We start from the raw sequence: 22921 nt of genomic DNA, 5'->3' as shown, positions 1-22921 counted from the left end.
CATGCGCGCGGATTTGGAAATCATTCAACAGTGGATTCCCACTGGCAGCCGCGTCCTCGACTTAGGTTGCGGCAACGGCGAATTGCTCGCCTGGCTCAGCGAAAACCGTCAGGTCAGCGGCTACGGTCTGGAGATCGATGCCGATAACATCGCCCAGTGCGTGGCCAAAGGCGTCAACGTGATCGAGCAGAACCTCGACAACGGCCTGGGCAACTTCGCCAGCAACAGCTTCGATGTGGTGGTCATGACCCAGTCGCTGCAAGCGCTGAACTACCCGGACAAAGTTCTGGCGGAAATGCTGCGGGTGGGTAAGACCTGCATCATCACTTTCCCCAACTTTGGCCATTGGCGCTGCCGCTGGTACCTGACCACCAAGGGCCGCATGCCAGTGTCGGACTTCCTGCCGTATACCTGGTTCAACACGCCGAACATCCACTTTTGCACCTTCGAAGACTTCGAGAACCTGTGCCACGACCAAGGCGCAAAAATCATCGATCGCTTAGCGGTAGACCGTAAACATCGGCATGGCTGGGCCAGTCGCGCCTGGCCGAATCTGCTCGGTGAAATCGGCATTTACCGCATCAGCGGCACCACAGCCAGCGACGTGCAGATCGCCACCTGATCGGCCCCACTGGTTTTGCTTGAGGAGATAACCATGTCCCGCTTCGCCAAAATCCTGCTCAGCCTCGGCTTATGTCTGGGCCTTAGCCTGCCGGCGCTGGCCGAACGTAAAGTCAGCTTTGCTGACCTTGAGGTGCACTACAGCGCCTTTAACTCCAGCTTTTTGCAGCCTGATATCGCCGCCGCCAAAGAGCTGGTGCGCAGCAAAAACCAAGGCGTGCTGAACATCGCGGTGCTTAAAGCCGGCAAGGCCAGCACCGCCAATGTTTCAGGCCAGATCAAGGACCTAGCCAGCCGCGAGCAGCCCCTGAGCTTTCGTCAGGTGACTGAAGGCGAGGCGATTTACTACCTGGCCCAGTTCCCCATCACCCACCACGAGCAACTGCGTTTCACCATTAACGTCAGCGTGGCGGGTGGCGAAAGCCATAGCTTCGAATTCAACCAAGAAGTGTTCCCCGACCAATGATGCCCTTTAGCCAACTCGTCCTCGCCAGCCACAACGCCGGCAAACTCAAAGAGCTGCAAGCTATGCTCGGCGGCAGCGTGCAGGTGCGCTCGGTGGCGGAGTTCTCCCTGGAGGAGCCGGAGGAAACCGGCCTGTCGTTTATCGAGAACGCCATCCTCAAGGCACGCAATGCGGCACGCCTGTCCGGCTTGCCGGCGCTGGCCGACGACTCTGGTCTGGCCGTGGATTTTTTAGGCGGCGCCCCAGGCATCTACTCGGCGCGCTATGCCGATGGCCAAGGCGACGCGGCGAATAACGCCAAGCTATTGGAAGCCCTGAAAGACGTCCCGGATGCCCAGCGCGGCGCGCAGTTTGTCTGCTGCCTGGCCTTGGTACGGCACGCCGACGACCCACTGCCGATCATCTGCGAAGGCCTCTGGCACGGGCAGATCCTCCACGCCGCCCGTGGCGAACACGGTTTCGGTTACGACCCGCTGTTCTGGGTGGCTGAGCGCAACTGCTCCAGTGCTGAATTGCCCAGCGCCGAGAAGAACCAGATCAGCCATCGCGCCCGCGCCATGGCCTTGCTCAAACAACGCCTGGGGTTGGCATGACCCTCGCAGCGCCAGCTCAGTTCGTCTTGCCACCTCTGGCGCTGTATATCCACATCCCGTGGTGCGTGAAGAAGTGCCCCTACTGCGACTTTAACTCCCACGCCGCCGGGCCGAATTTGCCCGAAGAAGAGTACGTCGACGCGCTGTTGGCTGACCTTGACCACGACCTGCGCCACGCCCATGGGCGTAAACTCAGCTCGATCTTTTTCGGCGGCGGCACACCCAGTTTGTTCTCCGCCAAAGCCCTGGGCCGCTTGCTCGCCGGGGTGGAGCAGCGCGCCGGCTTTGCCGACGACATCGAGATCACCCTGGAAGCCAACCCCGGTACCTTCGAGCAGGCTAAGTTTCGCGATTACCGCCGCTTAGGCATCAATCGCCTGTCGATTGGCGTGCAGAGCTTTCAGGCAGAAAAACTCAAAGCCCTGGGCCGCATCCACGATGGCGACGAAGCCGTACGCGCCGCCGATATGGCCCGCGCCGCTGGCTTCGATAACTTCAATCTGGATTTGATGCACGGCCTGCCCGAGCAGTCGATTGACGATGCGTTAAGCGACCTGCGCACCGCCATCGCCCAACAGCCAACGCATCTATCCTGGTATCAGCTGACCGTCGAACCCAACACGGTGTTCTGGAACCAGCCCCCGCAAGTGCCGGAAGACGACATCCTCTGGGACATCCAAGAGGCCGGCCAGGCCCTGCTGGCCGCCGAGGGTTACGGCCAATACGAGGTGTCGGCCTATGCCCAAGCGGGCAAGGCTGCGCGACATAATCTGAACTATTGGACCTTCGGCGACTTCTTAGGGATTGGCGCCGGCGCCCATGGCAAAGTCAGCCAGCCCGATGGCAGCATTGCACGTACCTGGAAAACGCGCCTGCCGAAGGATTATCTGGCACAGAACAAACGCAGCAACGGCGAGCGCCTATTGAGCGTGGACGAGCTGCCCTTTGAATTTCTGATGAATGTGCTGCGCCTCACGGACGGCGTCGCGGCCAGCCTGTTCACTGCACGCACTGGCCTGCCCTTGAGCCAACTGGCCGAGGCGCGCCGCCAGGCTGAACAACGCGGCCTGCTGCACGCTGACCCGGCCCGTTTATGCGCCACGGACAAAGGCCAGTTGTTCTTAAACGATTTGCTGCAATTGTTTTTACCCTGAGCCCCCAACCACGCACTAAGGAAACCGGATGGACCTGCTACTCGACCTGATCGTCACGCTTTCACGCTGGAGCCGCAGTCACCTTAACGATATTTCCTTAGCCATCATCGCCAGCTTGCTGGTGCTGATCGGCCCGGCTATTAATGCTTGGGTGCAGCGCAACACCGCCAGCCTCAACTTTATTTTCCGCACCCTGATCTTCGTCCTGCTCTGCGCCATCGGCTACGGCCTGCTGATCGTCTACGCCACCCCTTACCTGGCGCAGGCCTTGGGCTACTTCAACAACTTCACCCTAGCCCCGGTGCTGATCCTAGTGTTCTGCATCATCGGCATCCTCGCCGACCGCTCGTAGCCTGGATTAGCCCGCGCAGCGGGCGTAATCCGGGGGCGCAGCCCACATCCCAGCCCCACCACAATCCACCCCCGTCGTAACCCGGATTAGCCCGCACAGCGGGCGTAATCCGGGGGCCAGCCCACATCTAAGCCCCACCAAAATCCACCCCCGCCGTGGCCTGGATTAGCCCACGCAGCGAGCGTAATCCGGGGCCGCAGCCCACATCCAAGCCCCACCACAATCCACCCCCGCCGTAGCCCGGATTAGCCCGCGCAGCGGGCGTAATCCGGGGGCGCAGCCCACATCCCAGCCCCACCACAACCCCCCGCCTAAAACGGCTTAATCGCCACCTTCAGCACCCCATCACGCTGATTGGCAAACAAGTCATAGGCCTCCGTGATTTGCTCAAGGCCAAACTGGTGGGTGACCAACGCCGAGAAGTCCATGCGTCCGCTGGCCACCACGCTCATCAAACGGCGCATGCGCTCCTTACCACCTGGGCACAGTGAGGTAATGATCTTGTTGTCGCCTAAGCCTGCATGAAAGGCGCTGAGCGGGATCACCAAATCGGTGGAATACACACCCAAACTGGATAACGTACCGCCCGGTTTCAGCACACGCAGCGCACTTTCAAAAGTCGACTGCAAACCCAGCGCCTCAATCGAAGCATCCACGCCACGGCCGCCGGTTAAGCGCAGAATCTCCGCCACCACATCCACTTCATTGAAGTTGAGGGTGATGTCCGCGCCCATCTGCTTGGCGATCTCTAAGCGCTGATTCACGCCGTCGACCACGATAATCAGGCTCGCCCCGCGCAGCTTGGCCCCGGCGGTGGCGCACAGGCCAATCGGGCCTTGGGCAAATACCGCAACAATGTCACCAATCTTGATATTGGCCTGCTCGGCGCCAGCAAAACCGGTGGACATGATGTCCGGACACATCAGCACCTGTTCATCAGTGAGGCCATCCGGCACCGGTGCCAGGTTGCCCTGGGCATCGGGCACCAGCACATATTCGGCCTGGGTGCCGTCGATGCTGTTGCCGAAGCGCCAGCCGCCCATGGGCTTATAGCCGTGGCAACTGCAACCGCCATCCTGCGAGCCCAAACCATCTTGGCTGGCGTAGGAACTAAAGCTCGGGCAGATCGCCCCGGCAATCACCCGCTGCCCTTCCTGATAGCCCTGCACATTGCTGCCAAGCTTCTCGATCACCCCCACCGGCTCATGACCGATGGTAAGCCCCTTGGCCACCGGGTACTCACCTTTGAGGATATGCACATCGGTGCCGCAGATGGTCGTGGTGGTGATGCGCACCAACGCATCGTTGGGGCCCACTTCAGGGATCGGCTTATCGATTAACTCAATACGTCCCGGCTCAACAAACACCGCCGCTTTCATCATGGCCATCAACAAAGTCTCATAGGGTCAGCAAGTCTGCGCAGTCTATGCCTGGCGCAGCAGACAGACCTTGCCCTGCATCAACTCTGCGCCACCGCGCCCACGACAATTTGATAGATTGACCCTCTGCGTCCACCTTAGGCACCACAGCATGCTGCGTTTGCTCCTCACCTTAACCACCGCCTTGTTGCTCAGTGCCTGCAGCACGCTGGATTACTACAGCCAGCTCGCCCGTGGCCAACTGCAACTGCTCAATGCGCGCCAGCCGGTCAGTGCGTTACTGACTGACGCGCACACCGCCGCCCCGCTTAAGCAGCGTTTAGCCCTGACCCAACAAGCGCGGGACTTCGCCAGCAGCCAATTAAGCCTGCCGGATAACCGCAGCTATCGCCTATACGCCGATATCAAGCGGCCCTTTGTGGTGTGGAACGTGTTCGCCACCGAGGAGTTTTCCCTCGAGCCACAGCTGCACTGCTTCCCCATTGCCGGCTGCGTCGCCTATCGCGGTTTTTATCAACAAGGCCGCGCCCGCGGTGCTGCCGCGCTGCTGAAACAGCAGGGGCTGGACACCTACATCGGCGGCGTCGAGGCTTACTCCACGCTGGGCTGGTTCGACGACCCGCTGCTCAACACCATGCTGCGCTGGAGCGACGAGCGCGTGGTGGCGGTGATCTTCCATGAGCTGGCTCACCAGCAGTTTTATCTGCCAGGCGATACCGCGTTCAACGAATCCTACGCCACCTTTGTCGAGCGTGAAGGCTTGCGCCAATGGCGCCAGGCCCAAGGTTTGCCCAGCCCTTCGGATAATTCCGACCAACAGCGTGAGGCTTTCAGCCAACTGGTTTTGGCCACCCGCGCGCGCTTGACCACGGTCTACGCCCAACCCTTATCGGTGGCCGCTAAGCGCCGCGCTAAACAGGCTGAGTTCACCCGCCTGCGCCAGCAATACCAGCAACTAAGGGATGAACAATGGGGCGGAAACGGTCGTTTTGATGGCTGGATATACAGCCCGCTGAACAACGCCAAGCTGCTGCCCTTCGGACTTTACGACCAGTGGATTCCAGCTTTTGCTAGGCTGTATGACGAGACGCAGCACAGTTGGCCGCACTTCTATCAACGAGTGCGCGAGATAGCGCAGTTAGCCCCTGCCGAGCGGCAGCAACTGCTAGCCCAACTGGCCGCCGCGCCTCGAACTTAGCACTATGCTAGCCAGTCCATATGGCTGTCGGACTGTTCACTCAAGGAGCTTTACCATGAACAAACTTATCCCTATTGCCCTGCTTACCCTGGTCAGCAGCGCCGCCTTGGCCGCGCCAAAACCCTGCGAAGAACTGCGCGCCGAAATCGAGGCGAAAATCCAAGCCAACGGCGTGGCCAGCTACACCCTCGAAGTCGTCAGCAACGACGAAGCCAAAGACCCCAATATGGTGGTCGGCAGCTGCGACGGCGGCACGAAAAAGATCATCTATCAGCGCAACAACTAAGCGTTAACCAGGCGGGTCCCCAGACCCGCCCCTGCCGCCCTATCCCCGCCCCACGGGCCAATTAAGCCGCAAAGCGCATATCGCTACTTATGGAAAATCACTGGCTGCCTATTCGGCAGTGAACGAGCAGATCCGACTGGTGACGCAGCGCTATTGTTTCTGAGCTGCCTATTCGGCAGTGAACACCCCAGACCCCCAATTCGTCACCCTCTAATATTTCTGAGCTGCCTATTCGGCAGTGAACTATCCGTAACTAACGGCTCCAATGCCGTTATCTTTCTGAGCTGCCTATTCGGCAGTGAACATCCAGACGCGCGCCATCATGTTGTCTTTTGTTTTCTGAGCTGCCTATTCGGCAGTGAACGATGCCTTGGGTTGCCAGACCTAGCACCACTATTTCTGAGCTGCCTATTCGGCAGTGAACGCAGCGTGGTTAGCCAGTTTGGCGAGGGTCTTTTTCTGAGCTGCCTATTCGGCAGTGAACTGGACGCTGCGCAAGCAGTTCAGCGTGGTGGTTTTCTGAGCTGCCTATTCGGCAGTGAACGGGGGCCGGAGCCCCCTACCTGCCCGCTTTCATTTCTGAGCTGCCTATTCGGCAGTGAACGTAACGTGATCTGCTTCTCCACTACACGCGATTTTCTGAGCTGCCTATTCGGCAGTGAACAGCCTGATTCCCGGTATTGATACCGATGCGTTTTTCTGAGCTGCCTATTCGGCAGTGAACGGTGATTAGGGCGCTTGTACCAAGCCGGAATATTTCTGAGCTGCCTATTCGGCAGTGAACTTTCCGCTGTTACTGCGCGTGCTGTTTTATCATTTCTGAGCTGCCTATTCGGCAGTGAACAGTGGTCGCGATCCGATTTCCAAGCTTTTAATTTTCTGAGCTGCCTATTCGGCAGTGAACCATCAATCGCCGCGATGGCCGTGGCGCCACCATTTCTGAGCTGCCTATTCGGCAGTGAACTTTGCCAGGTCGACGGCCGTGATACCGCCGGATTTCTGAGCTGCCTATTCGGCAGTGAACTAATGATCTTGAAGATCCACTGCAACCAACCCTTTCTGAGCTGCCTATTCGGCAGTGAACTCGAACGCACCGCCCATAATGGCCGCGTCGCGTTTCTGAGCTGCCTATTCGGCAGTGAACAACGCCACCGATGAAATCATCGAAGAGTTCCTTTTCTGAGCTGCCTATTCGGCAGTGAACCGATTACTCAGCGCCAGATTCAAGGTTCATCTTTTCTGAGCTGCCTATTCGGCAGTGAACCCGTTTTCTCCTGGGGCATCGGTTATGCGGCCTTTCTGAGCTGCCTATTCGGCAGTGAACGCTAGAGCGCTACCGAGCCGATCTTGGTGAACTTTCTGAGCTGCCTATTCGGCAGTGAACGCGCCAGGCCTGGCTATTCACGCCAGGTGGTTTTTCTGAGCTGCCTATTCGGCAGTGAACGTGCGCATTAGCAAAGTCGAGACGCGCATTGATTTCTGAGCTGCCTATTCGGCAGTGAACTCAAAAGCCAGCGGCTCAATGACCAGGACGATTTTCTGAGCTGCCTATTCGGCAGTGAACCCGAAAAAGACTTACCCGAGCAAAAAAGAAAATTTCTGAGCTGCCTATTCGGCAGTGAACCGTCTGCCTGCTGGCCGGGGTGGCGGGCGGCTTTTCTGAGCTGCCTATTCGGCAGTGAACAACAGTGAGAGATCAAATGCCAACGAACATTATTTCTGAGCTGCCTATTCGGCAGTGAACTCCCGGAGGTGCGTCCGTCAGGCCCGCTTTGATTTCTGAGCTGCCTATTCGGCAGTGAACTAGAGACATTACCCGCAAAAGCCGCGCTATCAAAGCCTCTCAGCCGATTAGACGGCATTAACCCTCTTTTCAAGCCTGTAGCTAAGTTGTTGATTTAACAAGACTCGATTTATCACTTTAAAAAGAGGGTCGCAAAATCGAGTACTAGTACTAACGGCTACGTTTCATTCCTTTCCTCAAGAAGGCAAACTGCCATCAAGACGGAATTTATGGAGCGGTTATGGAAGATATTAAAGCCAGCGACCTGAAGTCGATTCTCCACTCCAAGCGCGCCAATCTTTACTACCTACAGCACTGTCGGGTGCTGGTTAACGGCGGGCGGGTTGAGTACGTGACCGACGCTGGCAAACAGTCGCTGTATTGGAATATCCCCATCGCCAATACCACCACTATCTTGCTCGGCACCGGCACCTCGATTACCCAAGCAGCCATGCGTGAACTGGCCAAAGCAGGCGTGCTGGTTGGCTTTTGTGGCGGCGGTGGGACGCCGCTGTTTTCCGTTAATGAAGTGGATATCGAAGTCGCTTGGTTCTCGCCGCAAAGTGAATACCGCCCCACTGAGTACCTACAACACTGGGTGCGCTTTTGGTTTGATGATGCCCTGCGCTTAGCCGCCGCCAAACACTTTCAGCGCGCCCGCCTCAAGCGTATTCGCCAGAGCTGGCAGAGCCGCGCGTTGCGCGATGCCGGCTTCAATATTGATGCTGCAGAACTGGAGCGCGCCCTCGACGCCTCGCTCAAGACCCTAGACACCTTGCCCGATAACACCCATCTGCTCACCGAAGAGGCGCGCTTAAGCAAGCAGCTGTTTGCCCTGGCTGCCCGCGCCACTGGTTACGGCGAATTTGTGCGGGCCAAGAACGGCACCGGTGGCGACCCGGCCAATGCTTTTCTCGACCATGGCAACTACTTGGCTTATGGCCTGGCCGCCAGCGCTACCTGGGTGTTGGGCATCCCCCATGGTTTAGCCGTGCTGCACGGTAAAACCCGTCGAGGAGGCTTGGTGTTTGACGTGGCAGACCTGATCAAAGACGCCACCATCTTGCCCCAAGCCTTTATCAGTGCCGTGCGCGGTGATGAGGAACAAGAGTTTCGCCAAGCCTGTATCGAGAATCTGACGCGCAGCGAAGCCTTGGATTTTATGATCGATACACTCAAAGACGTCGCTGAGCGCACCGGTCAATGAATATCCTGCTCATCGCGCAATGTGAAAAACGCGCGCTGGTGGAAACCCGGCGCATTCTTGACCAGTTCGCCGAGCGTCGTGGCGAACGCACCTGGCAAACCCCCATCACCCAAGCAGGGCTGGATACGCTACGCAAATTGCTGCGCAAAAGCGCACGCCGTAATACTGCCGTGGCCTGTCATTGGATACACGGTAAGGATCACAGTGAACTGCTGTGGGTGGTCGGCGATGCCAGCCGCTTTAACGAGCAAGGTGCAGTGCCCACCAACAGCACCCAACGCGATGTGCTGCGCAAAGCCGATGAAAACAACTGGCACACGGGCGAAGACATCAAGCTGCTGGCACAGCTCGCGGCCCTGCTCCACGACCTCGGCAAGGCCAGTGTGGCCTTCCAGCAACGCTTACGCGGGCAACATAATGAAAAAAACCTGTACCGCCATGAGTGGGTCTCGCTGCGTTTATTTCTGGCTTTTGTCGGTAACGATGACGACACCACCTGGCTCAGCCGCCTAGCCAACCCCAGCCCAGTTGATGACGCCACTTGGCTGGCCACAGAGCGTTATCTGCGTGACGGACTGGACACCGCCACGCCGCCGCCCTTCAAAGGGCTCCCCCCTTTGGCAGCCGCCATCGCCTGGCTGGTGGTGACGCACCACCGCTTACCCGTTAAGCCGGTGCTCGATCCAATGACCCTGCAACAGCAATGGCTGGGTAAAAAAGCCGATCATTTCAACGCCTCGACTCTAGGCAACTTGCTGGACAGCGTGGACAGCACCTGGAATGAAATCAAACAACAGGCAAGCAAGGCCAGCATAAGTCCCTATTGGGACTTCGCCCATGAACTGCCGGTGCTGCTGCCCAAATGGCGCACCCAGGCCGCAAAACTGGCAGTGCGCCTGCAGACCTTAAATAACAAACCCCGCCACAGTGATTGGCTGGACAATCCCTATGCCATGCATCTGGCCCGGCTGTGCCTGATGCTGGCCGACCATCACTACTCCAGCCTCGACGCCAAGTCCGCAGAGCGCATCAAGGGTGACACCAACCCCAAGCTGTTCGCCAATACCGACCGCGACGGCAAGCTCAAGCAACCACTGGATGAGCACTTGCTCGGTGTCGCCCGCTTAGCCGGCAGCCTCTGCCATAGTTTGCCCGGTTTTGAACGCTACCTACCGCGCCTCGCCCGCCATCGTGGCTTAAAAAAGCGCAGCAATAACGAACGCTTTCGTTGGCAAGACAAAGCCTTTGACGCCGCCACCAGCCTGCGCGCACAAGCTGCCGAACAGGGTGCTTTTATCGTCAATATGGCCTCTACAGGCTGCGGCAAAACTTTGGCCAACGCCCGTGTGCTCTATGCCCTGGCCGACCCGCAACAGGGCATGCGCGCCACCTTTGCCTTGGGCCTGCGCACCTTGACCCAGCAAACCGGGCACAGCTACCGCAAAGACCTGCACCTGAGCGAAGACGAACTGGCCATCCGCGTGGGCGGCTCGGCCAGCCGCGCGCTGTTTGAGTATTACCAGGAGCAAGCGCAGAACACCGGCTCGGAGTCGATTCAAGAACTGCTCGAAGAAGACAGTCACGTCCTTTACGAAGGTCAACACGCCGATCATCCGCTGCTCGCCAAAGCCATGCATGACGAGCGCATCCGCTCGCTGTTGTCGGCACCTTTGTTGGTCTGCACCATCGACCACCTGATGCCCGCCACCGAAGCGCAACGCGCTGGCAGGCAAATTGCTCCGATGCTACGCCTGATGAGCAGTGATTTAGTACTCGATGAACTGGATGATTTTGACCTAGCCGACTTACCGGCCCTGACCCGCTTAGTGCATTGGGCCGGCCTGCTCGGCAGCCGCGTGCTGCTGTCCTCGGCGACCCTGCCACCGGCCTTGGTGGAAGGCATGTTTCAGGCTTACCGGGCTGGGCGCCAGCATTACCAGCGTAATCGCGGTCAGTACGGCGGCAGCGACAGCCCTGTGCCAATCGCCTGCCTGTGGCTCGATGAATTTACCGCGCAGCCCCAGCAACTCGCCGATGCATCTAGTTTTAGCCACGCCCATGAGGCCTTTGTGCAACGCCGCGTACAAGCACTGGCACAGAGTATTGAGCGTGATGGCCCCAAACGCTGCGGTGAACTACTGCCGCTACAAATCAGCGCCAAGCAAGAATCCGCCGTACGCCGTGCCTTCGCTGGCGAAGTGCTTAAGGCTATTGGCCAAGCCCATAGCCGCCACCACGAAACCTGCCCACACAGTGGCAAGCAGGTCAGCTTTGGTCTGGTGCGTATGGCCAACATCGAACCGCTGTTCGAGGTGGCGCAAGAACTGCTGCGTTTAGGCGCACCCGACAATCATCAGATTCACCTATGTGTGTATCACTCGCGCTTCCCGTTGCTGCAACGCTCGGCCATCGAAAACCGTCTGGACACCTGCCTTAATCGCCGCAAGCCACAGGCTGTGTACGATCTTCCGGAGATTCGCCGCGCCATCGACGGCAACCCGCAGCAACATCAACTCTTTGTGGTGCTGGGCTCACCCGTAACCGAAGTAGGCCGCGATCACGACTACGACTGGGCCGTGGTTGAGCCGTCCTCCATGCGCTCACTGATCCAACTGGCCGGACGTGTACAGCGCCACCGTAACCAAAGCTGCCAGACGCCCAACATCCTGATTTTTGATACCAACCTGCGCTATTTCAAACAGGACAAAGCCAGCGACGGCTACCCCAAAGCGGTGTTTATCCATCCGGGTTTTGAAAGTCCGGGCAAGCTCACCGAGTCGCCTTGGCGGTTGCACAAACGCCGCTTGGGCAACCTTCTGCAAAGCGCTGAATACAGCACTATCTCCGCCACGCCACGCATTCAGCCACGCCCGCCAGCAGACTGGCAGCCTCAACTCAGCTTGGTGGATTTGGAACACGCGCGCATGACTGCGCAAATGCTGCCGGTAACACCAACCGCTCCAGCACAAGACACGGGGCGCACGCAGCAGCCGCTCAACGCTGCTTGCGCCTGGCAGTTTGCCCAAGCGGCACTGACGTGGGTTCTGCCACAGCAACAACCATTTCGCCAACAAACCACGCAAGAAACCGAGCTGGTGTTCTTGCCTGACGAAGACGAACAACGACTCATCGCCCACCGTATCCACGAACAAGCCACACGGGCCAAACCCGCACTTTATGTCACCGCGCAAAGCCTGCTCGAACCCCTGCACCTTGAGCTAGGCCCACGCATCAAGCACTGGGTCGAAGACGACCTGCTGACGCTGCTCAACGAGCAAGCCGAGGCACAAGACCTATCACTGCAACGCTGCGCAGAACGCTTTACCACCGTCAGCCTGATCAACAACACACAAGGCTGGCGCTATCACCCGCAGTTGGGGTTTGGGAGAAAGAAGTAATAACAAGAAGGAAGCATTACCGATGACCAACTCAATCGTAAGGAGTTAATCCATGGGAGGGCACTATGCAGCAGGAACCTGATCGCAAATCAGCATTCCGCTTCGCCATTTCCAGATTTATTGAGGAAAGGCGCGAGGCAAAGCTAAAAGGCTTGAAGGACGACGCCGCAGCGGAAGCTGCCGGCAAATATGACTACACAACCTGGCTCGCCGATGCGGCTCGACGTGTCACGCAAATCCAGGCCGTAACCCACGTACTCAAGGCCACCCACCCGGATGCCCGAGGCAGCAGCCTGCATATTCAGCCGCAAGCCCTCACCCAACACAGTGAAATCGGCTCACACCTGCTGGGTGCCGACTATGCCGACGATATTGTCGGCAATGCCGCCGCCCTAGATGTGTACAAGTTTCTCAAGGTTGAGGTTGAAGGCAAACGCTTGCTCGACTGGCTGCAGGCTGGCGACAGCGATCTGCTTGCAGCCTTGCACAACGACCCGGCAACCGCCACACAGTGGGCCGACGCCTTTAAAGGCCTGGTTCGTACCGCAGACAAACTGGCCTCCCACAGCCTGGCCAAACAACTCTACTGGCACATCAACGGCAAACCGAGTGACGACGCAGGCTATCACCTGCTGCAACCGTTGTTTGCCAGCAGCCTCGCCCATGCGGTGCATCACGACATCAACGACGCGCGCTTTGGCGAAACCAACAAGCTTGCCCGGCAGGCCAAGCGCGATGGCAAAGCCCATGATGCGCCCTACAGCGACTACCGCAATCTGGTGGTACGCAAGCTGGGCGGCACCAAGCCGCAGAATATCAGCCAGCTCAATAGCGAGCGTGGCGGGGTGAATTACCTGCTGGCATCGTTACCGCCGGCCTGGGACCAAAACCGCCCACGTCACGTCCTGTTTATTGAGTCAGCGCTGCCACGTTTTGCCCGCTACGAAGGCGTCCCGGAGCTGATTAACGCGTTACTAACGCTACTGAAAAGTAATCCAGACCCTACGATGGACACGCGCAAAAAGCGTGAACGCATCGAACGTGCGCTGGGTGAATCACTGGCCGCTTTCGGTACCTCCATCCATGCCCAACTTGAGCCCGGCTGGACACGGGATGCGGACTGCCGTCTGCCTCTTTTTGAGCAACTGTGGCTCGACCCAAACCGAGCCGATTTGCCAACGCGTCCAGAGCACGAAGACGAAGACTTAGCGTTTAAAACAGCCTATGAATTTAAGGACTGGGCCGACCAAGTCGCTCACCGCTTCGGCCTGTGGCTTAACGCTATTTTGGCTGAACACAAACTGCCAGTAGGTGACGCCGAGCATGCGCACTGGGCACGCCAGGCCTTGATTGACGTTGACTGGCCCGCGCCCATGCAGCGCCGCCGCGCTGGCCCCGCCAGCATCACGCCGGAGGTGCTCAATGGCTAAGTGTCCGCACGTTGAGTACCTGTTGGTTATCCCGCGCCTGCGGGTGCAAAACGCCAACGCCATTTCCAGCCCGCTGACCCATGGCTTTCCCTCCATCACCGCCTTTATTGGGCTGATGTGGGCGCTGGAGCGTAAAACGCTGTCCGCCGGGCTGGAGTTGCAATTCAACGCGGTGGGCGTGGTGGCCCATGGTTTCGCTGAGCAAATCACCGATGGCGGCTTCACCAACGAGTTCCGCCTGACCCGTAACCCGGTGGATAAAGACGGCAGCACCGCCGCGATTGTCGAAGAAGGCCGCATCCATCTGGATATCAGCCTGGTCTTTGCCGTAGCAGGGCCAGCCCTAGACGACGATGCCACAGCAGCTGATACCGCCAAGCAGGTGCGCGACATGCTCAGCCAAATGCGCATCGCCGGTGGCAGCGTGATTGAAGCCACCGTACCGGCAACCAAGCGGCGGCCCTATATCGTCGCGCTGCCCGCCGAGGAAGAGCCCCGCGACAGGCTCTTTAGCCAGCTCAAGCTGCGCCTGCTACCGGGCTTTACCTTGGTTGAACGGCCAGACCTACTGGAAAAACGCCACAGCGAACTGCAAGAGGCACAAGCAAACGCCAGCAAACTGGACGCTTGGTTGTCGCTGGCGCGTATCAACTGGCGCTGGCAAACCGACGCAGACGGCAAAAGTGAATGGCAGCACGACCGTAAAGACCTCGGCTGGGTCGTGCCCATCCCAGTCGGCTACGGCGCCCTTGGTGCTGTGCAAGAGCCTGGCAGCGTGGCCAATGTACGTGATCGGCAAACACCTTTCTGCTTCGTTGAAAGCCTTTACGGCATTGGCCAATGGCTGAGCCCGCATCGCCTATCCAACCCGCAACACCTGCTCTGGTATCCCGACAGCCAGCCGGAAAACGGCCTGTACCGCTGCCGTAACGACTACCGGTCGATGCCGGTTTTTGAACTCGACTAATCACACTTATAAGGATTCTAAAGATGACCAACGACACTCTGAAAACCGCATCCGTACTGGCCTTTGAACGCAAGCTGGACCCATCCGACGCCGTATTCTTTGCCGGTGACTGGAGCACACGTGACAGCGCGGCCGATTGGGCGCCCATCAAAGTGCGGGAAAAATCCGTGCGCGGCACCATCTCCAACCGCCTGAAAACCAAAGATCAGGACCCAGCCAAACTCGACGCGGCCATCGAAAACCCCAACCTGCAAACCGTGGATGTCGCCGCCCTCCCCGCTGACGCCGACACCCTAAAAAGCCAATTCACCCTGCGTGTACTGGCCGGCACCGGCCAACCATCAGCCTGCAACGAAGCGTCCTACCGGCAAAAGCTGCTGGACACGGTAAAAGGCTATGTCGATGCCAGCGGTTTTACCGAGCTGGCCCGCCGTTATGCGCACAACCTGGCCAATGGTCGTTTCCTGTGGCGTAACCGTATTGGTGCCGAGCAGGTGGAAGTGCGCGTAGCCCATCTGGTTGATGGCAAGGCGCAAAACACCTGGCGCTTTGATGCCTTCGCCCTTTCTCTGCGCGGTTTTGACCAGCCTGCTGAGGCCACTCAAGCCAGCAATCTAGAACAACTTGCCGCCTTGATCGCAGATGGTCTGGCCGGCACACAACACGTGCTGCTGCAGATCACTGCCTTTGTGCGTTTGGGTGCAGGGCAGGAAGTCTTCCCGTCGCAAGAACTGATCCTTGAACGGGGTCGCGGTGACAAGAGCAAAACCCTGTATGACGTTAATGGTGTAGCCGGTATCCATTCGCAAAAAATCGGTAACGCCCTGCGCAGCATCGACACCTGGTATGAAGGCGCCGACATTAACGGGCCCATCGCCGTCGAACCCTACGGTTCTGTCACCACCCAGGGCAAAGCCTATCGCCAGCCCAAGCAGAAGATGGACTTCTACACCCTGCTGGATAACTGGGTACTCAAAGACAAAGCCCCAGAGCCTGAGCAACAGCACTTTGTGATCGCCACGTTGATTCGCGGCGGTGTATTCGGTGACTCCGATAAGGGCTAAGCCATGGACCATTACCTTGACTTAAAACTGCTGCCCGACCCGGAGTTTGCCCAAGCGCAGTTGATGAGCGCCCTGTTCAGCAAACTGCACCGAGGTCTGAGCGATCTGCGCCGTAATGACGTGGGTATCAGCTTCCCGACAGTGAAATCCGGCGCTCACGGGCTGGGCGACTGCCTGCGCGTACATGGCCCGGCAGATGCATTGCAGCACCTGTTGACGCTCAACTGGCTAACCGGCATGCGCGACCATGTGCAGATCAGCGCAGTCAGCGCTGTTCCGGCCACGGCCAAGCATCGCGCGGTCAGCCGCGTTCAAGTGGACAGCAATCCGGAGCGAGCGCGGCGGCGTCTGATCAAACGTCACGGCATCAGCGAAGCAGAAGCCAAAGCCCGCATCCCGGACAGTGCCGCCAAACGCAGCGATCTGCCCTACGTCATCACCCGCAGCAACAGCAGCGGGCAACCCTTCCACCTGTTTATCCGCCACGGACCACTGCTTAACAGCCCACAACCCGGAGCCTTCAACCAATACGGTCTGAGCAGTACCGCCACCGTGCCCTGGTTCTGACCCTTTTTTCGCAAAAAATTTAAGCTCTTTAAAAATCAACAACTTAGATTTAATCCAAAAATAAGGGTTTTCAACCTCAATACCGCCATAACCCTTGCTCCATAGGGGGCGTGGCGGTTTAACCTCTACTTCACTGCCGCATAGGCAGCTCAGAAAAGCCGCCGCCACACCTGCGATTGCACCCGTGCCTTCACTGCCGCATAGGCAGCTCAGAAATGGATGAAGGCGGCGGTGAGCGCATTGCTACCCTTCACTGCCGCATAGGCAGCTCAGAAATCAGCACTTGCGCGACCGTCGAGTACAAACTGCTTCACTGCCGCATAGGCAGCTCAGAAAGGCGCAGTGAATTGCACCATCAGGCAGTGTTTCTTCACTGCCGCATAGGCAGCTCAGAAAGCCGCGCCTGCTGCGGCTAAACAGGCTTAAGGCTTCACTGCCGCATAGGCAGCTCAGAAAAGCCGGCGTTGGCTCAGTCGTTAATCTGCTGGCTTCACTGCCGCATAGGCAGCTCAGAAAACGGTGATCAGCTCCCACTGAATCGCCTTGGGCTTCACTGCCGCATAGGCAGCTCAGAAAATCTGCGAAAGCTTCAACTTCCGGGGCGTCTGCTTCACTGCCGCATAGGCAGCTCAGAAATTCGGCAACGCTTGCAGTCGCTGGAGTTACGGCTTCACTGCCGCATAGGCAGCTCAGAAAGTGATCAGCAAGTGGCAGGGCTTAACGTTTCTCTTCACTGCCGCATAGGCAGCTCAGAAATGCGGGCTGCGGCGGCCAGTTTCGCGTGCTTCCTTCACTGCCGCATAGGCAGCTCAGAAATCAACAAGGCATGACGCGATAACGTGACGCGCCTTCACTGCCGCATAGGCAGCTCAGAAATGAACAAAAAACGCCGTCACTAGAAGAGCACGCTTCACTGCCGCATAGGCAGCTCAGAAATTATCGGCTGAAGCGAGACGCGCGAGTCCTATCTTCACTGCCGCATAGGCAGCTCAGAAACTCGGCAGCGACGCGGCGAATTGCTTCTCGGCCTTCACTGCCGCATAGGCAGCTCAGAAATCAATGAGGTCAAATCTGCTCGCCGGCAACTACTTCACTGCCGCATAGGCAGCTCAGAAATTCCCCCGTATTGATCAAGTCAATCAGCACAGCTTCACTGCCGCATAGGCAGCTCAGAAAGCACCACGCGGCCGTCATTCTCATCAGCCAGCCTTCACTGCCGCATAGGCAGCTCAGAAAGACAAGGCAGGCGTTGATAGACTCGGCATCAGCTTCACTGCCGCATAGGCAGCTCAGAAACGGTAGCTGACCGGCTCACTGTGCAAAGCGCCCTTCACTGCCGCATAGGCAGCTCAGAAAAGCGGCCAGAGCGCGGACTAATGAAGTCGCCACTTCACTGCCGCATAGGCAGCTCAGAAATGGTCAAGTCCGGCCCGCGTCGCACACAACATCTTCACTGCCGTATAGGCAGCTCAGAAATACCCCGTGCAGTTCGCCCTTGAATGCCTAGCCTTCACTGCCGTATAGGCAGCTCAAAAACGACACCAAGCGGAACACTTGGCCGGCCTCCGCTTCACTGCCGTATAGGCAGCTCAGAAACAGTAGCGTAATCAAATGTCTGATGTTGTTACCTTCACTGCCGTATAGGCAGCTCAGAAATTATCAGCAGACGAGCCGTAAACCACGCGGGCCTTCACTGCCGTATAGGCAGCTCAGAAAGCTTAACCCGGATTTTTTCAGCGCTCTGGATCCTTCACTGCCGTATAGGCAGCTCAGAAATCCCAGTATTGCCACGCACGCACCGACACTTTCTTCACTGCCGTATAGGCAGCTCAGAAAATGGAGGTATAACCCGTGCTATACGGCCTGCCCTTCACTGCCGTATAGGCAGCTCAGAAATGACGAATAAAGTCGGCGAATTTGCTCATGCCCTTCACTGCCACATAGGCAGCTCAGAAAATAGCCGGTGGCTGTCACGGTCCAGCCTAGAGCTTCACTGCCGCATAGGCAGCTCAGAAAATGCGCTGGGCATGGACTTCACGCGCAACTTGCTTCACTGCCGTATAGGCAGCTCAGAAATGGGAACCTCGCGGAGCGATCCGGCAATAGCCCTTCACTGCCGTATAGGCAGCTCAAAAAATACAGACTCCAAGCAACGACTCACCGTACAACTACGTTTTTAGGTGCTTTGGCGTTGTTCCTTCAAGGTATAACGCGCCTCCTGTAAGGCCATGAAATCAGCGTTATACCGCTGTGGGCAGCACGGTGATTTCTGAGCTGCCTATGCGGCAGTGAGCTTCCGCGCAGGCCTGTACTCCTCATCAGGTTTTCTGAGCTGCCTGCTCGGCAGCCTAAGAAAACCGTGTTGGTATTTTCGCGTCCGCGAAAATACGGGTTGCGCCTAACGCTAAATTCGCGGCTAAGCCGTACGGTGCGCCGACCTGCTAACGCCCCAAGGCAAAGTGCTGATGCAGTTGCGCCAAGGTCGCAAAGTGATAGGCGGGATTATGGCTGCTCAGTTCTTCCTCGCTGCCAAAGCCGTAGCCCACAGCAGCGCTGTGCAGGCCGTTGGCGTGGGCGCCGAGGAGGTCGTGTTTACGGTCGCCGATCATCAGGCATTGTTCGGCTGGCAGTTGTTCCTGCGTCAGCAGATGGGCAAGCAGCTCGACTTTGTTAGTGCGCGTACCGTCCAGCTCGCTGCCGTAGATCACTTTGAAGTAACGGGCGAAATCGAAGTGCGCAGCGATTTGTTCGGCGAACACCTTCGGTTTGCTGGTGGCGATATACAGCGTGCGCTGCTGCTCGGTGAGCAATTGCAGCAGTTCATGGATGCCGGCAAACAGCTGGTTTTCATACAGGCCACTGACGGCAAAGCGCTCGCGATAAAACTGCACCGCCTGCCAAGCCGTGGCTTCGTCGAGGTCATAGCTGTGCATAAAGCATTGCAGCAGCGGCGGGCCGATAAAGTGCTCCAGGGCTTGCAGATCCGGCGCGGCGATGCCCAGCTTATTCAGCGCGTATTGCACCGAACGGGTGATGCCCTCACGGGGATCGGTGAGGGTGCCGTCTAAGTCAAACAACACATATTGATAGGGCAATACGCGCAGGCTCATTGGGCATAGCCTGCCTGCAGATGCTGGTCTTTTAAGCGCACATAGTTGCCGGCGCTGTAGCTGAAAAAGTTGCGCTCTTTCTCGGTTAATGGCCGCGCTTGTTTGACTGGGCTGCCGACGTATAAAAAACCGCTTTCAAGCCGCTTGCCCGGTGGTACCAGACTGCCGGCGCCGATGATGACTTCATCCTCCACCACGGCACCGTCCATGACGATGCTGCCCATGCCGACCAAAATCCGATTACCCAAGGTGCAGCCGTGCAGCAGCACTTTGTGCCCCACCGTCACTTCATCGCCGATCAACAAGGGGTAACCATCGGGGTTAAACGGTCCGGCGTGGGTGATATGCAGCACACTGCCATCCTGAATGCTGCTGCGCGCGCCGATACGGATGCGGTGCATGTCGCCACGGATCACGGTGAGCGGCCACACCGAGCTGTCCGCGCCGATTTCTACATCGCCCAACACCACCGCAGTGGCATCGACAAAGACGCGCTCGCCAAGGATGGGCGTGTGTTGCTGGAAAGTACGAATGGCCACGATGCAAACCTCTTTAAACCTGAACCAAGTCCCGCCGAGCGCGGCAAAGACCAAGCGCCTGCGGGCAAAACGTGCAGTTTACGCTGTGTACCTAAGCATTTTGTGCCTGTTTAGCGGGCTGGATCGAACAATGCTGGCTGAGACAACAAACGCTTGAGCTTGGTGCTGCTTCGTTAAAAACCGCGTCAGAGGCCTCATTGCCCCGCGCAAACTGCGCTGACTCAGCAGTTTTTGCCCGGTCTGATCGTCGCCCGCAGGCTTTTCGTGCAGAACCTAAGGCTGCGCCAGACCTTGATTGTAATTAAGATGGCACCCATGTTGAGGGTTATCCCTGCGTGGCTGGCTGCGCAGTTAACCCTTTCCGCCCGCCCCCAAGCCGCACGTGCGCCTGGGGCCAGGGCAGCTTCCTTACTCGTTACAGGTGCCTGGTCGTGACTGCTACTAATCCGCTGCTACAAGCCTTTGATCTGCCACCCTACTCGGCCATTCGTCCGGAACATGTCGAGCCGGCCATCGATGCCATTCTCGCCGACAACCGCGCGGCCATGGCCAAGCTGCTGGAGCAGCAAGCCGCCAACCCGAGCTGGGACGCTTTAGTGCTGGCCTTAGATGAGCTGGGCGCGCGCCTGGGCCAGGCCTGGAGCCCGATCAGTCACCTCAACGCCGTGTGCAACAACGCTGAACTGCGCGCCGCTTACGAGGCGTGCCTGCCCAAACTGTCGGCCTACTGGACCGAAATTGGCCAGAATCAGCCGCTGTTCCAGGCTTATCAAGGCTTGGCCAACAGTCCGGCGGCGGCCGCTTTTGATGTGGCGCAAAAGACCATCCTCGAACACGCCCTGCGCGACTTCCGTCTGTCCGGTATTGATCTGCCGCAGGCCGAGCAACAGCGTTACGGCGAGATCCAGATGAAGCTCTCGGAGCTGTCCAGCAAGTTCTCCAACCAACTGCTGGATGCCACCCAAGCGTGGACCAAACAGGTCACCGACGAGGCGGCGCTGGATGGCCTCACCGACTCGGCGAAGGCGCAGATGAAACAGGCTGCTCAAGCCAAGGGGCTGGATGGCTGGCTGATCAGCCTGGAGTTCCCCAGCTATATCGCCGTGATGACCTACGCCAACGACCGCGCCCTGCGCGAAGAGGTCTATCGCGCTTACAGCACCCGCGCCTCCGACCAAGGTCCGAAAGCGGGGCAAAACAATAACGGCCCGGTGATGCTGGAAATCCTCGCCCTGCGCCAAGAGCTGGCCAAGCTGCTGGGCTTTGCCAATTACGCCGAGCTGAGCCTGGCCAGCAAGATGGCGGATAGCACTGATCAGGTCCTGCACTTCCTGCGCGATCTGGCCGTGCGCAGCAAGCCGTTTGCCGAACAGGATCTGCAAGAGCTCAAAGCCTTTGCCGCCAGCCAAGGTTGCGCCGATCTGCAAAGCTGGGACGCCACCTACTACAGCGAAAAACTGCAAGAGCAGCGCTACAGCATCTCCCAGGAAATTCTGCGTCCGTACTTCCCGATCGATAAGGTGCTCGGCGGCCTGTTCGCCATTGTCGAGAAGCTCTACGGCATCCAGATTCAGGAGCTGCACGAGTTCGACGGCTGGCACCCCGACGTGCGCCTGTTTGAGATCAGCGAGAACGGCCAGACGGTTGGGCGTTTCTTCTTCGATCTGTATGCCCGCGCCAACAAACGTGGCGGTGCGTGGATGGATGGCGCCCGTGATAAACGCCGCGATGTACAGGGCAAACTGATCACGCCAGTCGCCAACCTGGTGTGTAATTTCACTCCGGCAGTGGGTGATAAGCCCGCGCTGCTGACCCATGATGAAGTCACCACGTTGTTCCACGAATTCGGCCATGGCCTGCATCACCTGCTGACCCGCGTTGAGCATGCCGGCGCCTCGGGCATCAACGGTGTGGCGTGGGATGCGGTGGAGCTGCCAAGCCAGTTTATGGAGAACTGGTGCTGGGAGCCGCAAGGCCTGGCCCTGATCAGCGGCCACTACGAAACGGGCGCGGCGCTGCCACAAGACCTGCTGGATAAAATGCTCGCGGCGAAGAACTTCCACTCCGGCCTGATGATGGTGCGCCAGATCGAGTTCAGCCTGTTCGACTTCGAGCTGCACGCCACCCACGGCGACGGCCGCAGCGTGCTCGACGTGCTGGCAGGTATCCGCCAGGAAGTCAGCGTGATGCAACCGCCAGCCTACAACCGCTTCCCGAACAGCTTCGCGCACATTTTTGCCGGCGGTTACGCTGCGGGTTACTACAGCTATAAGTGGGCGGAAGTTTTGTCGGCCGATGCCTTCTCCAAATTCGAGGAAGAAGGCGTGCTTAACCCGCAAACCGGCCGCGCCTTCCGCGAGGCGATTCTGGCCCGTGGCGGCTCGCAGGAGCCGATGGTGCTGTTTGTCGACTTCCGTGGTCGTGAGCCGAGCATTGACGCCCTGCTGCGCCACTTGGGCCTCAGTGCGGAGGCCGCATGAGCCAGGTCAGCCCTAAGCGTTTTATCGCCGGTGCCGTGTGCCCGGCGTGCAGCGAAAGCGACAAGATCCAGATGTGGAATGTCGATGGCGTGCCGCACCGCGAATGCGTGGCGTGCGGCTATGCCGACACCTTGGATGAACGCGGCAACTCGATCCCCGGTGAGCTGCCGACCCGGGTCAATATCAGTGCGCTGAAACCTAAGGCGCCGGACCCAAAAGTACAGGCCGTGCAGTTTTTCCCCAATCCCAAGCTGAAGAAGTAAACACTTCGTAGTGGTGCATGCACCGCTGCACTCGATGCTCTGCCATGTAACAGCGCTGATCAAG

The 22921-nt window shown here is 58.4% G+C and carries 18 protein-coding genes and 2 CRISPR repeat arrays; of the genes, 15 read left to right on the top strand and 3 right to left on the bottom strand.

All coding sequences use genetic code 11. The features are described 5' to 3' along the window. Position 1 precedes the first annotated feature (1 nt). From metW to NTD81_RS16040, 5 genes are read left to right on the top strand one after another with little or no spacing between them, the layout of a single operon-like run. Positions 2 to 622 carry a methionine biosynthesis protein MetW gene (gene metW, locus NTD81_RS16060; RefSeq protein WP_262183658.1) on the top strand — a complete coding sequence of 207 codons (621 nt, stop codon included), beginning with the start codon at positions 2 to 4 and terminating at the stop codon, positions 620 to 622. Between the two features lie 33 nt (positions 623 to 655). Next, a complete protein-coding gene (locus tag NTD81_RS16055; RefSeq protein WP_262183657.1) occupies positions 656 to 1087 on the top strand; it encodes a DUF4426 domain-containing protein in 432 nt (143 codons plus the stop codon). Continuing rightward, positions 1084 to 1680: an RdgB/HAM1 family non-canonical purine NTP pyrophosphatase gene (gene rdgB, locus NTD81_RS16050; RefSeq protein WP_262183656.1), complete on the top strand. Its 597-nt coding sequence runs from the start codon at positions 1084 to 1086 to the stop codon at positions 1678 to 1680. The genes NTD81_RS16055 and rdgB overlap by 4 nt, the downstream gene beginning before the upstream one ends. After that, positions 1677 to 2834 (top strand): radical SAM family heme chaperone HemW, encoded by a 1158-nt coding sequence (gene hemW / locus NTD81_RS16045; RefSeq protein ID WP_262183655.1) that lies wholly within the window; start codon positions 1677 to 1679, stop codon positions 2832 to 2834. Before rdgB ends, hemW begins: the two co-directional genes overlap by 4 nt. Before the next feature lie 28 nt (positions 2835 to 2862). Next, on the top strand, positions 2863 to 3186 hold the full coding sequence (locus NTD81_RS16040; RefSeq protein WP_262183654.1) for a DUF3392 domain-containing protein: 324 nt from the start codon (positions 2863 to 2865) through the stop codon (positions 3184 to 3186). Between the two features lie 311 nt (positions 3187 to 3497). On the opposite strand, the gene NTD81_RS16035 is transcribed toward NTD81_RS16040, so the two are convergent. Then, positions 3498 to 4577, bottom strand: coding sequence for an NAD(P)-dependent alcohol dehydrogenase (locus NTD81_RS16035; RefSeq protein WP_262183653.1), 1080 nt, complete (start codon positions 4575 to 4577; stop codon positions 3498 to 3500). Positions 4578 to 4716: 139 nt separating this feature from the next. On the opposite strand from NTD81_RS16035, the gene NTD81_RS16030 reads away from it, so the two are divergent. From NTD81_RS16030 to cas6f, 8 genes are all read left to right on the top strand, one after another. Continuing rightward, the gene (locus NTD81_RS16030; protein ID WP_262183652.1) at positions 4717 to 5763 is read left to right on the top strand and encodes an aminopeptidase; all 1047 of its coding nucleotides are present in this window, start codon (positions 4717 to 4719) and stop codon (positions 5761 to 5763) included. 55 nt (positions 5764 to 5818) lie between these two features. Continuing rightward, positions 5819 to 6049, top strand: a complete 231-nt coding sequence (locus NTD81_RS16025; RefSeq protein ID WP_262183651.1) for a DUF1161 domain-containing protein — start codon at positions 5819 to 5821, stop codon at positions 6047 to 6049. A gap of 156 nt (positions 6050 to 6205) precedes the next feature. After that, positions 6206 to 7853: a CRISPR direct-repeat array (repeat unit 28 nt; unit sequence TTTCTGAGCTGCCTATTCGGCAGTGAAC). Positions 7854 to 8073: 220 nt separating this feature from the next. Further along, a complete protein-coding gene (gene cas1f, locus NTD81_RS16020) occupies positions 8074 to 9039 on the top strand; it encodes a type I-F CRISPR-associated endonuclease Cas1f (RefSeq protein ID WP_262183650.1) in 966 nt (321 codons plus the stop codon). After that, entirely contained in the window at positions 9036 to 12437 is a 3402-nt protein-coding gene (cas3f, locus tag NTD81_RS16015) for a type I-F CRISPR-associated helicase Cas3f (protein WP_262183649.1), read from the top strand. Before cas1f ends, cas3f begins: the two co-directional genes overlap by 4 nt. A 65-nt stretch (positions 12438 to 12502) precedes the next feature. Continuing rightward, positions 12503 to 13867 (top strand): type I-F CRISPR-associated protein Csy1, encoded by a 1365-nt coding sequence (csy1, locus tag NTD81_RS16010; RefSeq protein WP_262183648.1) that lies wholly within the window; start codon positions 12503 to 12505, stop codon positions 13865 to 13867. Next, entirely contained in the window at positions 13860 to 14834 is a 975-nt protein-coding gene (gene csy2, locus NTD81_RS16005; RefSeq protein WP_262183647.1) for a type I-F CRISPR-associated protein Csy2, read from the top strand. Before csy1 ends, csy2 begins: the two co-directional genes overlap by 8 nt. 23 nt (positions 14835 to 14857) lie before the next feature. Then, the gene (gene csy3, locus NTD81_RS16000) at positions 14858 to 15898 is read left to right on the top strand and encodes a type I-F CRISPR-associated protein Csy3 (protein WP_262183646.1); all 1041 of its coding nucleotides are present in this window, start codon (positions 14858 to 14860) and stop codon (positions 15896 to 15898) included. Positions 15899 to 15901: 3 nt separating this feature from the next. Continuing rightward, entirely contained in the window at positions 15902 to 16465 is a 564-nt protein-coding gene (cas6f, locus tag NTD81_RS15995; protein ID WP_262183645.1) for a type I-F CRISPR-associated endoribonuclease Cas6/Csy4, read from the top strand. A 128-nt stretch (positions 16466 to 16593) separates the two neighbouring features. Next, positions 16594 to 18601: direct repeats of the CRISPR family, unit length 28 nt; unit sequence CTTCACTGCCGCATAGGCAGCTCAGAAA. 305 nt (positions 18602 to 18906) lie between these two features. Here the strand turns inward: cas6f and NTD81_RS15990 are convergent. Together NTD81_RS15990 and NTD81_RS15985 are read right to left on the bottom strand one after the other, a co-directional pair. Then, complete coding sequence (locus tag NTD81_RS15990) at positions 18907 to 19560, bottom strand: HAD family hydrolase (protein ID WP_262183697.1); 654 nt, start codon at positions 19558 to 19560, stop codon at positions 18907 to 18909. A gap of 11 nt (positions 19561 to 19571) precedes the next feature. Further along, a complete protein-coding gene (locus NTD81_RS15985) occupies positions 19572 to 20114 on the bottom strand; it encodes a gamma carbonic anhydrase family protein (RefSeq protein ID WP_262183644.1) in 543 nt (180 codons plus the stop codon). A 431-nt stretch (positions 20115 to 20545) separates the two neighbouring features. Here NTD81_RS15985 and prlC point away from each other — a divergent pair, with 431 nt between their 5' ends. Continuing rightward, positions 20546 to 22594: an oligopeptidase A gene (prlC, locus tag NTD81_RS15980; protein WP_262183643.1), complete on the top strand. Its 2049-nt coding sequence runs from the start codon at positions 20546 to 20548 to the stop codon at positions 22592 to 22594. Next, positions 22591 to 22857: a YheV family putative zinc ribbon protein gene (locus tag NTD81_RS15975; protein ID WP_262183642.1), complete on the top strand. Its 267-nt coding sequence runs from the start codon at positions 22591 to 22593 to the stop codon at positions 22855 to 22857. Before prlC ends, NTD81_RS15975 begins: the two co-directional genes overlap by 4 nt. Positions 22858 to 22921: the final 64 nt, after the last annotated feature.

Origin of the sequence: Pseudomonas sp. 5P_3.1_Bac2, assembly GCF_025465995.1 — a bacterium.
GTDB lineage: Bacteria > Pseudomonadota > Gammaproteobacteria > Pseudomonadales > Pseudomonadaceae > Aquipseudomonas.
Note: the sequence above shows the minus strand (reverse complement) of the source record. Positions and strands in the feature narration are given on the sequence as shown.

Excerpts from the sequence above, each read along its gene's own strand:
- metW (WP_262183658.1), top strand. The coding sequence starts at position 2 with ATGCGCGCGGATTTGGAAATCATTCAACAGTGGATTCCCACTGGCAGC.
- NTD81_RS16055 (WP_262183657.1), top strand. The coding sequence starts at position 656 with ATGTCCCGCTTCGCCAAAATCCTGCTCAGCCTCGGCTTATGTCTGGGC.
- rdgB (WP_262183656.1), top strand. The coding sequence starts at position 1,084 with ATGATGCCCTTTAGCCAACTCGTCCTCGCCAGCCACAACGCCGGCAAA.
- hemW (WP_262183655.1), top strand. The coding sequence starts at position 1,677 with ATGACCCTCGCAGCGCCAGCTCAGTTCGTCTTGCCACCTCTGGCGCTG.
- NTD81_RS16040 (WP_262183654.1), top strand. The coding sequence starts at position 2,863 with ATGGACCTGCTACTCGACCTGATCGTCACGCTTTCACGCTGGAGCCGC.
- NTD81_RS16030 (WP_262183652.1), top strand. The coding sequence starts at position 4,717 with ATGCTGCGTTTGCTCCTCACCTTAACCACCGCCTTGTTGCTCAGTGCC.
- NTD81_RS16025 (WP_262183651.1), top strand. The coding sequence starts at position 5,819 with ATGAACAAACTTATCCCTATTGCCCTGCTTACCCTGGTCAGCAGCGCC.
- cas1f (WP_262183650.1), top strand. The coding sequence starts at position 8,074 with ATGGAAGATATTAAAGCCAGCGACCTGAAGTCGATTCTCCACTCCAAG.
- cas3f (WP_262183649.1), top strand. The coding sequence starts at position 9,036 with ATGAATATCCTGCTCATCGCGCAATGTGAAAAACGCGCGCTGGTGGAA.
- csy1 (WP_262183648.1), top strand. The coding sequence starts at position 12,503 with ATGCAGCAGGAACCTGATCGCAAATCAGCATTCCGCTTCGCCATTTCC.
- csy2 (WP_262183647.1), top strand. The coding sequence starts at position 13,860 with ATGGCTAAGTGTCCGCACGTTGAGTACCTGTTGGTTATCCCGCGCCTG.
- csy3 (WP_262183646.1), top strand. The coding sequence starts at position 14,858 with ATGACCAACGACACTCTGAAAACCGCATCCGTACTGGCCTTTGAACGC.
- cas6f (WP_262183645.1), top strand. The coding sequence starts at position 15,902 with ATGGACCATTACCTTGACTTAAAACTGCTGCCCGACCCGGAGTTTGCC.
- NTD81_RS15975 (WP_262183642.1), top strand. The coding sequence starts at position 22,591 with ATGAGCCAGGTCAGCCCTAAGCGTTTTATCGCCGGTGCCGTGTGCCCG.